The sequence below is a fragment of the Agrobacterium sp. 16-172Ci genome (genome assembly GCF_053522725.1).
Genome location: NZ_JBNWBW010000032.1, coordinates 18,447 through 33,176, shown reverse-complemented (window position 1 = coordinate 33,176; position 14,730 = coordinate 18,447). Strand labels below are relative to the sequence as shown.

Sequence of the window (14,730 nt, the reverse complement as noted above, 5' to 3'; positions counted from 1 at the left end):
TGCCGCCCGTCATATCAGGAAGCGTGTTCGACGGCGCGTTCAAGCGCCTTCAGAACCGTCCGCTCGGACAGATTGAGATAGATTTCCATCTCGTCGCCGGCCTCTTGCGCCTTGCCCTCTTCCATCAGCGACAGGATCTTGCTGTTCATGTCCACAAAGGGGGAATGAAGCTGTTCGGGATCTTTCAGCAAACCGAAACAAAGCCTGAGTTCAGCGGCGATACGCTCGTAAAAATCGCTGAGACGGGCGCTGTCGAGAAGATCGACGACGGCGGCGTGAAATTTCATGTTGGCGCTGCCCACACCCAGCCAGTCTGCATCTTCACGCTTGACCTTGGCGTCCTCGACCGCTGCCCGCATCGTCTTGATTGCGGGATGCTTGTGCCAGGCCTGGCGAAGTGCGCCGCATTCCACCATGCGTCGCACCCGATAAATATCGATGACCGAGGACATGGTGGGAACGGCGACGAACACGCCGCGATTTGCCTCGTGGCGCAAAAGCCCGTCCTTGGTCAGCAACCGGAAAGCTTCGCGCAGCGAATTGCGCGAGACGTCGAAACGTTCACTGAAGGCTGCCTCTGATAGGCGCTGTCCCGGCATCAACTCGCCGGAGATCAGCAGGGTGCGAATACCCTTGGCCAATCGATCCGCAAGCGGCAGACCCTCTATCGTTTCGGTCATGGCGCTCCTTTCCTTAAGAGCAATGCAGCATCGGGAATTCCGTGACAGGCATGTTCGGACACGGCATGATTGCCCATAGCACAAAGCATTAGCAAAGCACGAAAAAAACGTGATTAAATCCTGCTCATTACGTCCAACAAATGGACAAAATGAAAGAACGATAACTTTATATTGTTGAACAAAGTTGACAATTTTGCAGAACAGGACAAGATCGTCCGCATAAAGCATCCGCGAGGGGCGGATTGCGACAGGAGCGGAGAAAATCCATGGAGCAGAAAAAGCTCACCCCGACTGCCGATATGAAAATGTCAAAACGCGCATCCCTGATGGGGGCGATCTTCCTGATGGCGACATCCGCCATCGGTCCCGGCTTCATCACGCAGACGGCGACATTCACGACCCAGCTCGGTGCCGCCTTCGCCTTCGGCATCCTTGCCTCCATCCTCATCGACTTCGTCGTCCAGCTCAACATCTGGCGTATCGTGACGCTGACGCGCATGCGCGCATCCGATATTGCCAATGCCGCCATTCCCGGTTCGGGTTATCTTCTGGCCATTCTCGTCATTATCGGCGGCCTGTTCTTCAACATCGGTAATATTGGCGGCACCGGCCTTGGCCTGAATGCCATTTTCGGGCTGGACCCGAAAATCGGCGGCGCCATCAGCGCGGTCTTTTCCATCGCCATCTTCGTTTCCAAACGCGCAGGCCTTGCCGTCGACCGGTTCATCATTTTCGCCGGCATCCTGATGATCGTGCTGACACTTTATGTGGCCTTCGTTTCCGCACCGCCGGTGGGTGACGCCTTCCGCCAGACCTTCCTGCCGGATACGATCAATTTCGCAACCATCACCACCATCGTCGGCGGCACCGTCGGCGGCTACATCACCTATTCCGGCGCACACCGGCTGCTGGACCGGGGCATGGTCGGCATCGAAAACCTGCCTGCCGTCAACCGCGCGGCGCTGACCGGCATCGCCGTCACCGGCGTCATGCGCTATGTGCTGTTCCTCGCCATTCTCGGCGTCGTCGCCAGCGGTGTCATCATCGATACGTCGGGCCAGGCCGCCAATCCGGCCGCACAGGCCTTCCGTTCGGCTGCAGGCGATCTCGGCTTCCGGCTCTTCGGCATCATCTTCTGGGCAGCGGCCATCACCAGCGTCATCGGTGCGGCCTATACCTCAGTTTCATTCCTGCCCGTCTTCAAGCAGGACATGACCGAACGTGCCCGCAACATGGCGACAGTCGTTTTCATCGCCGTCTCACTCGTCTGCTACCTGCTGATCACCACGCCGCCCGCCGCCATGCTGGTCTTCGTCGGCGGCCTGAACGGTCTCATCCTGCCCATCGGCCTCAGCATCTTCCTGTTCGCCGCATGGAAACGCGAAGACCTGATGGGCGGCTATCGTTACCCGCGCATCCTGCTTGTGCTTGGCGTCCTGACCTGCGCATTGACATGGTACATGGGCTACAAGTCCGCCGGCACCATCTTCGGCCTGCTCGGCCTGTAATAAACTAGTGTTTTTACGCATTTTCCGGACGCAAAACCGCTACGCACTTTTGCTGGAAATGCTCTGAAGGGAGGCAAACATGGCCGCTATCGATCTCAACAGCGATCTTGGCGAAAGTTACGGCGCATGGCGCATGGGAGACGACGAAGCGATGCTCGCTATCGTTTCAAGCGCCAACATCGCCTGCGGATTTCATGCCGGCGATCCAGCCGGTATCTACCGCACCGTCAAGGCCGCCGCCGAAAAAGGCGTGGTCGTTGGGGCCCATGTCTCCTATCCGGACCGCGTCGGCTTCGGCCGCCGCGATCTGGACGCGACCTCGGAAGAACTGATCGCCGATGTCATCTACCAGATCGGCGCACTGAAAGGCGTCGCCGCCGCTGCCGGCACAACGGTGCGTTACGTGAAACCGCATGGCGCGCTTTACAACCGCATCGCCAACGATGCGAAACAGGGGCAGGCCGTCATTGACGGCATCAAGGCCGTCGATCCTTCGCTGGTGCTGATGGGTCTTGCGAACGCGCCCATCCTCGATCTTGCCCGCAAGGCAGGTCTTGCCGTCGTCGCAGAAGCTTTCGCGGATCGCGCCTATACGCCTCAGGGCCAGCTCGTCTCCCGCCGCGAAGCCGGTGCCGTGCTGCATGACGCGGCCAAAATCGCCGACCGCATGGTGCAGCTTGCCCGCGAAGGCACGCTGGAGGCCATCGATGGCAGCATCATAAAGATCGAAGCGCAATCCATCTGCGTGCACGGCGACAGCCCCGGTGCCGTCGCCATCGCCCAGGAAATCCGTCGCCGTTTCGAGGCTGATGGTATCGACATCCGCTCTTTCGCATCCAATCGTTGAAAGGATAGCCGATGACGATACCGACATCCTATCTCAACCACACGGACGCCGACGCCGCACGAAAGGCCCGTGCGACCTATCGCGGCGGCCTCGTCGCCCCAACTTCCGGCATTGCGCCCGGCTTCACGCAGGCGAACATGATCGTGCTGCCGCGCGACTGGGCCTTCGATTTCCTGCTTTACGCGCAGCGCAATCCCAAACCCTGCCCGGTGCTGGACGTGTCCGATCCCGGTTCGCCCACCACGCTGCTCGCGCCCGGCGCAGATCTGAGAACCGACCTGCCGCTCTACCGCATCTGGCGGGACGGCAAGCTCGTCGAGGAAACAGCGGATGCAACCGCCGCCTGGGCGGAGCGCGATGATCTCGTCGCCTTCCTGATCGGCTGCAGCTTCACCTTCGAAACGCCGATGGTGGAAGCGGGCATCGAAATCCGCCATATGACCGACAAGAGCAATGTGCCGATGTATCTCACCAACCGACCCTGCCGCCCGGCCGGTCGGCTGAAGGGCAATATGGTCGTTTCCATGCGGCCGATCCCGGCCTCGCGGGTCGCCGATGCTGCGACCATTTCGGGACGTTTTCCGGCCGTACACGGGTCGCCCGTGCATGTCGGCGCACCGGAAGAGATCGGCATCACCGATCTTGCAAAGCCTGATTTCGGCGATGCGGTGCGGATCGAGCCGGGCGAAGTTCCGGTGTTCTGGGCCTGCGGCGTCACACCCCAGGCCGCCGTGATGGCGTCGGGCGTACCCTTTGCGATCACCCATGCGCCGGGGCACATGTTCATCACCGACATTCCCGATTCAGCCTATCACGCGTGAGGACATGATGCGTTTTCTCCCCGTCAGCCTCACCACCATTCTTGTCGAACTCGCCGATCTCGATGAAACGCTGGCGCTTTTCGCCTCGCTTCAGAACGATCCGGTCGAAGGTATCGAAGAGACGGTGCCGGCTGCCCGCACCCTGATGATCCGCTTTCGCCCTGAGAAGATCGGTGCCGAAGCGCTGGTCGCGCGACTGGCAAGCCGCGATCTCTCGGCAAAAATCGCGCCTTCGGACAATCTCGTGGAAATCCCCGTCCACTATAATGGTGAGGACCTTGCCGATGTTGCCGAACTGACCGGCATGAGCATCGAAGAGGTCATCCGCCGCCACACCGAAAGTGAATTCACCGTGGCCTTTTGCGGGTTCGCTCCCGGCTTTGGTTATCTGGTCGGCGGCGATCCGGCGCTGCATGTGCCACGCCGGCAAAGCCCGCGCACCCGCATTCCGGCAGGTTCGGTGGCGCTGGCCGGCGCCTTCAGCGGCGTCTACCCGCAAAACAGCCCCGGCGGCTGGCAGATCATCGGCACCACGCCGGTGAAGATGTGGGATATAGACCGCGATCCCGGCGCGCTTTTCCAGCCGGGTTACCGCGTGCGTTTCTTCGACATGGACAAGGCCGGCAAAACGGTCGACATCCCCGTCCCGGCACCACGCAGCGCCGGGAAAGACCGGGCAAAAGCAGGCCCGCATTTCGAGGTGCTCGCGGCCCCCATGCCCGCCATCTTCCAGGATCTCGGCCGCTTCGGCCAGACCGGACAGGGCGTTTCGGCCTCCGGCGCGCTGGATCGCGGTGCGTTCAATGCCGCAAACCGCATCGTCGGCAACCCCGTCAACACGCCATGTCTCGAACTGACGCTCGGTGGATTTTCCTTTAAAAGCACAAGCCGCGCCGTCATCGGCATTGCAGGCGCCCCCTGCCCCATCACCATCACCACGGCAGATCGCAGCTTCGCGGCAAAGACCCATGGCCCGGTGCCGCTCGAACCCGGTGATGTGGTCACTTTCGGCCAGCCGCCAAAGGGTATGCGTTGTTATCTTGCGGTGCGCGGCGGCTTCGATGTCGAGCCGGTGCTCGGCAGTTTCGCAACGGATACACTGGCAGTCGTCGGCCCAGAGCCGGTTGGTACAGGCGCCATCCTTTCCCTCAAAGGCGAAAAGACCGGCCTTTCCAGCGTATCGATCGACGAGGTTCCGGCCTTCGAAGCGCCGGCAATGGGTGAGGTCGTCACGCTGGACGTCGTTCTCGGCCCCCGCACCGACTGGTTCACGCAGAAGGGCGTCGAGACGCTGACCGGCCAGCTCTGGCAGGTCACGCCGCAATCGAACCGCGTCGGCATCCGCCTTGCCGGCGACGTGCCGGTGGAGCGCAAGGACAGCGCCGAATTGCCGAGCGAAGGCACGGCGACAGGGGCGATCCAGATTCCCCATAGCGGCCAGCCGGTTCTCTTCCTTGCCGACCATCCGCTAACCGGCGGTTATCCCGTCATCGGCGCGGTAGCCGAATATCATCTCGATCTTGCGGGACAAATCCCCGTCAACGCCAAAATCAAATTCCGCCCGATCGGCCCCTTCGCCGAAATCGCGGCCAAGAACACAGAATTCCGAGGAGAAGAGCGATGAAAAAAGTGCTGATTGCCAATCGCGGCGAGATCGCGGTGCGCATCATCCGCGCATGTCGCGATTACGGCCTGCAATCGGTCGCCGTTTATGCCGATCCCGATCAGGATGCGCTCTTCGTCCGGCTCGCGGATGAGGCCTATGCGCTGGAGGGCGTGCGTCCCGCCGAGACCTATCTCGATATCGCCAAGCTGATTGCGATTGCCAAACGCGCCGGCGCGGATGCCATTCATCCCGGTTACGGTTTCCTGTCCGAACGCGCCGAATTTGCGCGTGCCGTTCTCGATGCCGGCCTCATCTGGATCGGCCCCGACCCGCATGTCATCGAGGCACTGGGCGACAAGGTAGAGGCACGGCGCATTGCCACCGGCGTCGGCGCACCGCTGGTCGCCGGCAGTGACGGCCCGGTTTCTTCCGCTGCCGAAGTCACGGCCTTCGCCGAAGAACACGGCCTGCCCGTCGCCATCAAGGCGGCCCATGGCGGCGGCGGTCGCGGTCTGAAGGTTGCGTGGAAGATGGAAGAGATCGCCGATCTCTACGAATCCGCCGTGCGCGAGGCAACGGCCGCCTTTGGCCGCGGCGAGTGTTTCCTTGAGCGCTTCCTCGACCGGCCGCGCCATATCGAGGCGCAGGTTCTGGCCGACAAGCATGGCAATGTGCTCGTCCTTGGCACCCGCGATTGTTCGCTGCAGCGCCGGAACCAGAAGCTGATCGAAGAGGCTCCCGCCCCGTTCCTCTCCGCCGAACAGCGGCAGAAAATCCATGCGGCTGCAAAAGCTATCTGCGCCGCTGCCGGTTATTCCGGCGCCGGCACGGTCGAATTCCTGCTCGGCGTCGATGGCACGATTTCTTTCCTCGAGGTCAATACGCGCCTGCAGGTGGAACATCCCGTTACCGAAGAAACCACCGGTATCGATCTCGTCATCGAGCAGTTCCGTATTGCTGAAGGCCAAAAGCTGCGGGTTCTCGAAACGCCGGAACCGCGTGGCCATTCGATGGAATTCCGCATCAATGCCGAAGATCCCGGCCGGGGCTTCCTGCCGACCCCCGGGTCGATCTCGGTTTTCAACGCCCCCTCCGGTCCCGGCATTCGCGTGGATAGCGGCGTCGTCAGCGGCTCCAGCGTGCCGGGTATGTTCGACTCGCTTATGGCGAAGCTGATCGTCACCGGTGCCGACCGCGATCAGGTTCTGCGCCGCGCCCGCCGCGCGCTCAAAGAATTCCGCATCGAAGGCATCGCCACCGTCCTGCCGTTCCATCGGGCCGCAATCGAAACCGAAGACTTCGTCGGAACTGACGGCTTCAAGGTTCACACCCGCTGGATCGAGACCGATTTCGCCGCCATACCGGATGCCATGGAGCGCCCGGCACCGGCCGACGACCCTTCCGTCACCCGCACTTTTCTGGAAATCGACGGCAAGCGTGTATCGGTAGGTCTGCCCAGCCTGCTGCTCTCCAGCCTCGGTGCGGTTAGCGGCGGCAGCGCGGCTGCTCCCGGCACCGCCGCCCCCAAGGAAAAGGAAGGCGAAATCACCGCCCCGGTTTCCGGCACCCTGCAATCCTTCAAGGTAAAAGACGGTGATGCGGTGTCGCAAGGCGATCTTCTGGCCGTTATGGAGGCCATGAAGATGGAGACGCAGATTGTCGCCACCAAGGCGGGCAAAGTTCGCCTCATTGTCAAGGAAGGCGACTATCTGCAGGCGGGCGCGGCCCTTCTCGAGATAGCCGGCTAATATACGGACAGGCCACCGGCCTCACAATTGCAGATCGCGCATGGCCGGCCGCGGAACCCTTTCGCCGCCGGGCCGTTTATGGCGCGACCTGCTAACGACTGTGAGGGAAATATGGCCGGACGCACCTTGCTTCAGTTCTTCCATTGGTATTATCCGGACGGAGGGAAATTATGGAGCGAGGTGGCCGAAAAGGCCGAAAGCCTTGCCAAAATGGGCATCACCGATATCTGGCTGCCACCCGCCTATAAGGGTGCTGCGGGCGGTTATTCGGTCGGTTACGATACCTACGATCTCTTCGACCTCGGTGAATTCGACCAGAAGGGCACCGTCGCCACCAAATATGGCGATCGCGCCGCCCTCGAACATGCGGGCCGGACGCTGAAGGAAAACGGCATCCGCGTCATTCATGACGTGGTTCTCAATCACAAGATGGGTGCGGATGAAAAGGAAAAGGTGCGGGTTCGCCGCGTCAATCCCGAAGACCGTACCGAAATCGACGATGAAGACTTTCAGGCGCTGGCCTTTACCCGCTTCACCTTTCCCGGCCGCAACGGCAAACACTCCAAATTCATCTGGGATTTGAAGTGCTTCAGCGGTGTCGATCATATCGAAGAGCCGACCGAAGACGGCATTTTCCGCCTCGTCAATGAGTATGGCGATGGGGAATGGAATGAGGAAGTCGATCAGGAAAACGGCAATTTCGATTATCTGATGGGTGCCGATGTCGAGTTCAGGAACCGGGCGGTTTACGAAGAGCTCAAATATTGGGGCCGCTGGCTCTCCGAGCAGGTGCAGGTCGATGGCTTCCGCCTCGATGCCGCCAAACATATTCCGGCCTGGTTCTTCCGCGACTGGGTCGGCCATATGCGCGAAACGGTCGATCCCGATCTTTTCGTCGTGGCGGAATATTGGCACCCCGATCTCGAGGCGTTGAAAAGCTATCTGGAACTCGTCGACAAGCAGCTGATGCTTTTCGATGTCGCCCTTCACCACAGCTTCCACGATGCCTCGAAACAGGGCGGCGATTTCGATATGCGCAGCATCTTCGATGGTTCGCTTGTTTCCGCCGTTCCCGACCATGCCGTCACGCTGGTCGACAATCACGACACGCAGCCGCTGCAATCGCTGGAAGCGCCGGTGGAGCCCTGGTTCAAGCCTCTTGCCTATGCGATCATCCTGCTGCGCGAAGAGGGTGTGCCCTGCGTCTTTTATCCCGATCTGTTCGGCACGAGCTATACCGACACCGGCAATGACGGCAACGAGTATAAAATCGATATGCCCGCCATTGAATGCCTGCCGAAACTCATCGAGGCCCGCAGCCGTTTCGCCAACGGAGCCCAGACGGATATTCTCGACGATGCAAGCTGCATCGCCTTTATTCGCCACGGCGCCGCCGATGCGCCGGGCTGCGTGGTGGTGATTTCGAATGGCGAGCCGGCGGAAAAGCAGATCGATCTCGGTCCCGATCACGCCGGGGCGGTCTGGCATGACTTTCTCGGGCACCGTGAAGAACGGATTACCCTCGATGAGAGTGGCAAGGGCGTCTTTCCCACCAATGGCGGCAGCGTCAGCGTCTGGGTTGCCACCGATTCCGAGTGAGAAACAAGCTTTCCGGTTCGGAAATCCCGTTCATTCCGCAGAAACGAGGCGGCGCGGACCTGCGCCGTCATCGGCCAGAACATCGTTCGGATTGCGCAACGGACAATCATCCAGCGAAAGACACCCGCAACCGATACAGCCGGTCAGCTGATCGCGCAGCATGATAAGGCTGTTGATGCGAAGCTGCAGCATTTCCCGCCAGGATTGGGAAAACCTGCGCCAATCGGCCGTCGTTGCCACCCGATCCTGCGGCAGATCGGCCATCGCATCCCTGATGATGCTGAGCTGTATACCCGCCCGCTGCGCGATGCGGATGATGGCGATACGCCGCAGGACGGCGCGATGATAACGACGCTGGTTACCGGCGGTTCGCCAACCTTCAATCAGCCCCTTCGCCTCGTAAAAATGGATGGTGGACACGGCGATGCCGCTGCGGCGGGCAACCTCCCCAACCGTCAGGCTGTGCTTGAATACGGTATTTTCCATTCTGGCTCCTGCTTCCGTAACGATTTCCGCTCGGAAAACGCGGAAACATAGTGAAGAGCAGCCGGTATAATTCCTCAACCATAGTTGAGGTCAATAGGCGATAGCCCAAAAAAAAGAGGCGCCCAAAGGCGCCTCCAAATTTCGTGAATGTGGCCACGGATCAGAACTTCGCTGTCATGCTGATCCAGAAACGGCGGCCTTCCATGACGGTGTTGAAATCGTCGGTGCCGACATCCTTGTCGAAGACATTATAAATGGCGGCATTGAGATCGACATTTTCGGCGACCGCATATTTCGCGCCGATATCGAGTGTAGTGTAGGCGTCATATTTGCGCCCGGCCTTGCCGTTGATCGTCACCGGCGTGCCGTTGGTGCCGATGCGCGGGCCGGCATTGATTTCCGATCCGTGGTAATTCAGCGAGGCCCAGGCTTCCAGACCGTCGATTGGGGTCACCCAGTCGCCGCGCAGATTGGCCATATGTTCCGGCGTGCGCGCCAGCGGGAAGCCCTCATAGTCGCCGGTTTTCTGTTCGGAATGGGTATAGGTATAGTTGCCGCGCAGCGTCAGGTCCGGCGTCGCATACCATGTCGCCGTCAGTTCCACGCCCTGAATGACCGCATCGTCGATGTTGTAATTATACCAGAGACGATAGTTGCGGTCTTCGCTCCAGCGGGCCGGTGTTCCATCCGGATTGAGCACCAGCGCGTTGGAAATCTTGTCCTTGAAATCGGTATAGAAATAGGTAGCGCCGAGAGCGACGTCGCCATTGTCCCAAAGCGCGGCCACTTCATAGCTCGTGCTCTTTTCCGCCTCGAGGTTGGGATCGCCGATGATCACGCCGCAGGTGCCGCTCGGGCCATAGGTGCAACCGCCACCACCCGTCGTATAGGCGTAACCCGGTGCGATCTGGCGGATTTCCGGGGCGCGGAAACCGGTAGAGATGCCGCCCTTGATGGTCAGTTCCTCGGTCGCGCTCCAGACGCCATAAAGGCGCGGGCTGAAATGATTGCCGTATTTCTCGTGATTATCGAGACGAAGACCGCCCGTCAGCGCAAAATTATCGACAATGCGCCATTCATCCTCAAGGAAGAGCGCCCATTGCGTCGCCGAAAATGTCTCGTCGCGGCCGGTGCGGCGTCCCGGGTTCTGGTCGGTCAGCCGCGCCTCGAAATATTGTCCGCCTGTGACCAGCGTGTGGTTGCCGAACAATTCGAACGGCGTCGTGAACTTGCCATCGAGAACGGTGTTGCGCACTTCCGGCGAGCGCGGGTTTTCTGTCACGCGGCCGGTGCGGATATTTCTGGTGAAGTTGGTACGCTCCGCCCATTCCTGCTGGAACGAGAATTCGGATGTGGTCGGCCCCCAGCGGCCGGTATGCGACAATGACCAATGGTCGCGCGTGTTGGTATTGTAGGTGCCGTTGGCGTCGGTTGCCGCCAGCGTGTCGCCGGGCTCGGCGCTGCGGCGCAGCCGCGTCTTGCCGCCTTCGAGATAGATGTCGTGATCCTCGTTCGGCGTAAACGTCAGACGACCGTTGAAATCATATTCCTTGGCGCCCGTGGTGCCGCTCAGAATACGGTCTTCGCCGCGTGTGAAACCCCTGCCCCAGAGCTGCAGACCGAGCTGGTCCTTCAGGATCGGTCCGTTGGCGTACCAGGAGACCTGGCCGCTATTGCCGAATTTGGAATGCTGCTGAACCGTGCCTTCGGTGGTAACGGAACCTGACCAGACATCGCCGACCTTGCGGGTGATGATGTTGATGACACCGCCCATGGCATCCGAACCATAAAGCGAGGACATCGGCCCACGCACCACTTCGATGCGCTCGATCGCCGAAACCGGCGGCACGAAACTCTGTTCAAAGCCGGAATTGCCGTTGGTGCGGGCATCGCGCGTGCTCTGTCGCTTGCCGTCAACCAGAACCAGCGTGTAAGCACCAGGCAAACCGCGAATGAAAATATCCTTTTCATTGGCAATGCCGGTGACGGATACACCCTGAACTTCCCGCAGGGCATCGGTCAGATCGCGATAGGACCCCTTTTCCAGATCTTCCCGCGTCACAACCGTGATGCTGGCCGGAGCGTCCTTCACATTCTGCTCGAAACCGGATGCGGTGACGACGATCTGCTGAAGAACCGTGTTCCCCTCAGACGCCTGCTGCGCAAAAACGGGCAGAGCAATGCTAAGGGCCGTTCCCGCCATTGCTGCCGAAAGACCGGCCTTTATTACCGTCGCGGACTTTTCGCGGCCGCGGTACTTCAATTCCATGTTATGCCCCCGCATTTAACTTGAGAATTTAACCCCACTTATTTAGGAGGGAGTGCGGGCGCAACGCGTTTGTTTTCGAACAGTTCTAAATTCCAGAAATTGCAAAAAGGGCTCCCCGGACGAGCGGCGGAGTAAAAAAATCGCAAGATGACAACCGGCAAGAGAAAAGATGAACCCGCTTCCACGACAAGGCCCGACAGGCTTGGGCAGCTGAAACTACTTGTCGCTTTCGATGCGTTGTTGCGGGAAGGCAGCGTCAGCCGCGCGGCGGCGGGCATGGGACTGCCGACATCTTCCATGAGCCGCATCTTGCAGCAGCTGCGCGAAAGATACGGCGACCAGCTTTTTCTGCGCACCGGTCAGGGCCTGCGTCCCACCCCCTTTGCTGAAAACATGCGGCTGCGCATTCGTTCGCTGGCGGCGGAGGCCGAGAACCTGATCGACTATTCGCAGGAAAAACCCGCCGCCCCGGCCAACGCCAGTGCAAGCGGCTGGGAGCAGCCCGTGCTGATGAAGGCGCCGCCGCTTTCGCTTCGCCCCAGCGTTCTTCTGGAAGGTCAGCCGACACCGGAAAACATCGCCGACCGTCTTGCGCGCATCGGCCACAATGCCGATCCGCAGCAGAGGCTTGCCAAATATATCGCAACCTGCGCGATGGGCATCGGCAACAGCCGCCCGCTCAGCCAGGTGGAAGCGATGGATGCGCTCTCGATCATTCTCGACGGCGATGCCGACCCTATACAGATAGGCGCGCTGCTCGCCACCATGAATTATCGCGGCGTGACCGCGGCGGAGCTTGCCGGTTTCATCGAAGCCATGTGGCGACATATAGAGAGGGACCAGCAAGCTCCTGCATCGGCGGATCTCGACTGGCCCGCTTATATGTCGCCGAAGCATCGAGATGCGCCGTGGTTCCTCCATTCCGCGCGTCTTGTCGCCATGGCGGGATACAGCGTCCTGCTGCACGGGCATGTGGGGCAGGGAGAAAACGGCGGCAAGCTTGAACTTGCAGCACAGGCCTGCGGCATTCCCCTTTGCCACTCGCTTTCGCAGGCGGCGAAAGCCACAGCCTCGGAGCGCATCGCCTACCTGCCGATCGGTGGTCTGTCCCTGCAGTTTCAAAGCCTGCTCGGCCTGTACGGCATTCTGGAGATGCGCCTGCCGCTCAACACGGTCGTGCATCTTCTCAATCCGCTTCGCGCCAGAAGCACGATCATCGGCGTCGCCCGCCCGTCCTATCAGGAACTTCATCGGGACACGGCGCGACTGCTTTCGGTGGAAAACCTCGCCATTCTCGGCAATACGCGGGATTTTGCGCAATTCACGCCGTTTCGCAGCACCCGGATTTTCGGTCTTTCAAAGGGCAGGGATGTGGAATTTATCGTTCCCGCACGCGAAACGCCGCCCGCCGAAATGCCGACCATGTTCACAACCTTCGAATATTGGCGGGCGGTATGGACGGGTGCCGCAAGGGACGAAAGGGCAGAAACCATTATCATCTCGACGGCAGCCATCGCGCTGATGCTGGTCAACGATATGGCTCTGCCCTTTGAGGAAGCCTATGCCCGCAGCCTTCGGCTCTGGAACGACAGGGCGCGCAATCTCGTCAACGCCTGATCAGCGATCAGGCATTGGCGACGGCCCTTTTCAGCGCCAGATATTCCCAAAGGGCGACAAGCAGAAGAATTGCCGTGCTCACCAGTTGCAGCACGAAAAGCGGAATACCCGGCACCGGCAAAAGCAGGCAGAGCGCCGCCACGCCGGCAAAATGCGAAACCGGTCGCTGATAGGCGGCGGCGATCTTGACGCCGATATTGCCGGCCAGAAACAGGACCGGACCGCCGAGAATGGCGAGCGCCTCACGCATCGTTGCGCCATCCCGCGCATGGGAGAGGCTGAAATCTTCACCCACCGCCGTCAGGATGATACCCGCCACGATGGGCAAATGCCCGTAGTTAAAAAGATTATGGGCGATCTTCGCCTTTTCTTCGGCATTCTCGGCTTTTCTCGACGCCTCTTCCTGCCCGTGATGGAAATAAATCCACCACATCGCCACGGTACTGACGAAAGCGGAGCAGAAGACGATAAACGTCAGGCCCGAATTCATATATTCGGTTGCCGTGCGTCCCGTGGTCAGGATCGTTTCGCCAAGGCAGATGATCACGAAGAGCGCACATCGCTCCGCCAGATGCTCGCCGGAAAGATGCAGCCTGTCCTCGTCGCTCGAGGCTACGCCCGGCACGACATAACGGCAGGCGGGGCCGGCATATTCAATTGCAAGTGCGATGCCCCACAGGAGAATGCGATCCGCGAGATCAACGAACCCACCGGCCAGCCAGAACAGGCTCGATACCACGAGCCAGATCGTCACGCGCACGAAGACCAGATAAGACTGCCGGTCTTCACCCCTGAACGCATAGAGGGCGAACAGGCTTCGACCGACCTGCATCACGCTGTAGATCAGGGCGAAGACAAGGCCTTGTTCCGAAAAAGCCTCCGGCAGCGCGATCGCCAGCAGAACGCCGCCGAACATCAGCACGAACAGCAGGATCCTGACTGGCTCCTTTTCCGTGTTCAGCAGGTTTGTGATCCAGGTGGTGTGTATCCATAGCCACCAGAGCGACAATATCAGGATGCCAGCCTCAAGCGCAGCCGTCGGCCCAAAATCCTTAGCCAGAGCGTGGGAGAGTTGGATCAGCGCGAAAACAAAGACCAGGTCGAAGAACAATTCGGGGAAGCTGGCCTTGCCGGCGTCCTGGCCCTCCTGCCTTATCCAGCTTTCCGCATCCGCTTTGCGTTCTTGAAGCTCACCCCCGGTTCTCATTCCACCTCCGCCGCAAGATTTCGACCGGTCTTCTCACCACGCCCCCTCACCGTTGCGACAAAGCCTCTTCGCTCCCCGAAGCAACCGGGTTCGACCTTCGGCCGGGAAACTCCAGCGCCCGCGCATTGTCGGGATAAAAGCGCGGCCCAACCAGACGGACTTTCTTCCCAGAGACGTCGGTAATGTAGTTCGGGGTCGCAGCCTTGGGCGAAAGTGGAATGCTGTCGGCGCTGGAAACCGCAAGCGTGCTGACCTCGAGAGGCTGGGCAATTGCAGGCAGGCTCGCCATCGCGGTGAGTGCGGCTGAGAGAATAAATGATCTTGGAAACATGGGACGCATAT

Annotated in this window: 12 protein-coding genes; 7 read left to right on the top strand and 5 right to left on the bottom strand. The window is 60.3% G+C overall.

The genetic code is table 11. The features are described 5' to 3' along the window. Positions 1-14 precede the first annotated feature (14 nt). Complete coding sequence (locus tag ACQZ40_RS22715) at positions 15-680, bottom strand: GntR family transcriptional regulator (RefSeq protein ID WP_065656665.1); 666 nt, start codon at positions 678-680, stop codon at positions 15-17. 266 nt (positions 681-946) lie between these two features. On the opposite strand from ACQZ40_RS22715, the gene ACQZ40_RS22710 reads away from it, so the two are divergent. The 6 genes from ACQZ40_RS22710 (at position 947) to amyA (ending at position 8,809) form a co-directional block, all read left to right on the top strand. Further along, positions 947-2,188, top strand: coding sequence for an NRAMP family divalent metal transporter (locus ACQZ40_RS22710; protein ID WP_065656666.1), 1,242 nt, complete (start codon positions 947-949; stop codon positions 2,186-2,188). A gap of 79 nt (positions 2,189-2,267) precedes the next feature. Continuing rightward, positions 2,268-3,035 carry a LamB/YcsF family protein gene (locus tag ACQZ40_RS22705; RefSeq protein ID WP_078052195.1) on the top strand — a complete coding sequence of 256 codons (768 nt, stop codon included), beginning with the start codon at positions 2,268-2,270 and terminating at the stop codon, positions 3,033-3,035. 11 nt (positions 3,036-3,046) lie between these two features. Then, on the top strand, positions 3,047-3,856 hold the full coding sequence (locus ACQZ40_RS22700) for a putative hydro-lyase (RefSeq protein ID WP_112766851.1): 810 nt from the start codon (positions 3,047-3,049) through the stop codon (positions 3,854-3,856). Positions 3,857-3,863: 7 nt separating this feature from the next. Continuing rightward, a complete protein-coding gene (locus tag ACQZ40_RS22695) occupies positions 3,864-5,480 on the top strand; it encodes a 5-oxoprolinase subunit B/C family protein (protein WP_448748710.1) in 1,617 nt (538 codons plus the stop codon). Continuing rightward, positions 5,477-7,210 carry an acetyl/propionyl/methylcrotonyl-CoA carboxylase subunit alpha gene (locus ACQZ40_RS22690; RefSeq protein WP_448748693.1) on the top strand — a complete coding sequence of 578 codons (1,734 nt, stop codon included), beginning with the start codon at positions 5,477-5,479 and terminating at the stop codon, positions 7,208-7,210. The genes ACQZ40_RS22695 and ACQZ40_RS22690 overlap by 4 nt, the downstream gene beginning before the upstream one ends. A gap of 111 nt (positions 7,211-7,321) precedes the next feature. Further along, on the top strand, positions 7,322-8,809 hold the full coding sequence (gene amyA, locus ACQZ40_RS22685; protein ID WP_448748692.1) for an alpha-amylase: 1,488 nt from the start codon (positions 7,322-7,324) through the stop codon (positions 8,807-8,809). 30 nt (positions 8,810-8,839) lie between these two features. On the opposite strand, the gene soxR is transcribed toward amyA, so the two are convergent. Beyond that, positions 8,840-9,295, bottom strand: coding sequence for a redox-sensitive transcriptional activator SoxR (soxR, locus tag ACQZ40_RS22680; protein WP_003519761.1), 456 nt, complete (start codon positions 9,293-9,295; stop codon positions 8,840-8,842). A gap of 160 nt (positions 9,296-9,455) precedes the next feature. Beyond that, positions 9,456-11,564: a TonB-dependent receptor plug domain-containing protein gene (locus ACQZ40_RS22675; protein ID WP_174037135.1), complete on the bottom strand. Its 2,109-nt coding sequence runs from the start codon at positions 11,562-11,564 to the stop codon at positions 9,456-9,458. A 147-nt stretch (positions 11,565-11,711) separates the two neighbouring features. Here ACQZ40_RS22675 and ACQZ40_RS22670 point away from each other — a divergent pair, with 147 nt between their 5' ends. Further along, positions 11,712-13,181: a glycosyl transferase family protein gene (locus tag ACQZ40_RS22670; RefSeq protein WP_433822358.1), complete on the top strand. Its 1,470-nt coding sequence runs from the start codon at positions 11,712-11,714 to the stop codon at positions 13,179-13,181. Between the two features lie 7 nt (positions 13,182-13,188). Here the strand turns inward: ACQZ40_RS22670 and ACQZ40_RS22665 are convergent, their stop codons facing one another. Continuing rightward, a complete protein-coding gene (locus ACQZ40_RS22665; RefSeq protein WP_448748691.1) occupies positions 13,189-14,388 on the bottom strand; it encodes a low temperature requirement protein A in 1,200 nt (399 codons plus the stop codon). 46 nt (positions 14,389-14,434) lie between these two features. Then, complete coding sequence (locus tag ACQZ40_RS22660) at positions 14,435-14,719, bottom strand: hypothetical protein (protein ID WP_433822360.1); 285 nt, start codon at positions 14,717-14,719, stop codon at positions 14,435-14,437. Between the last annotated feature and the right edge of the window lie 11 nt (positions 14,720-14,730).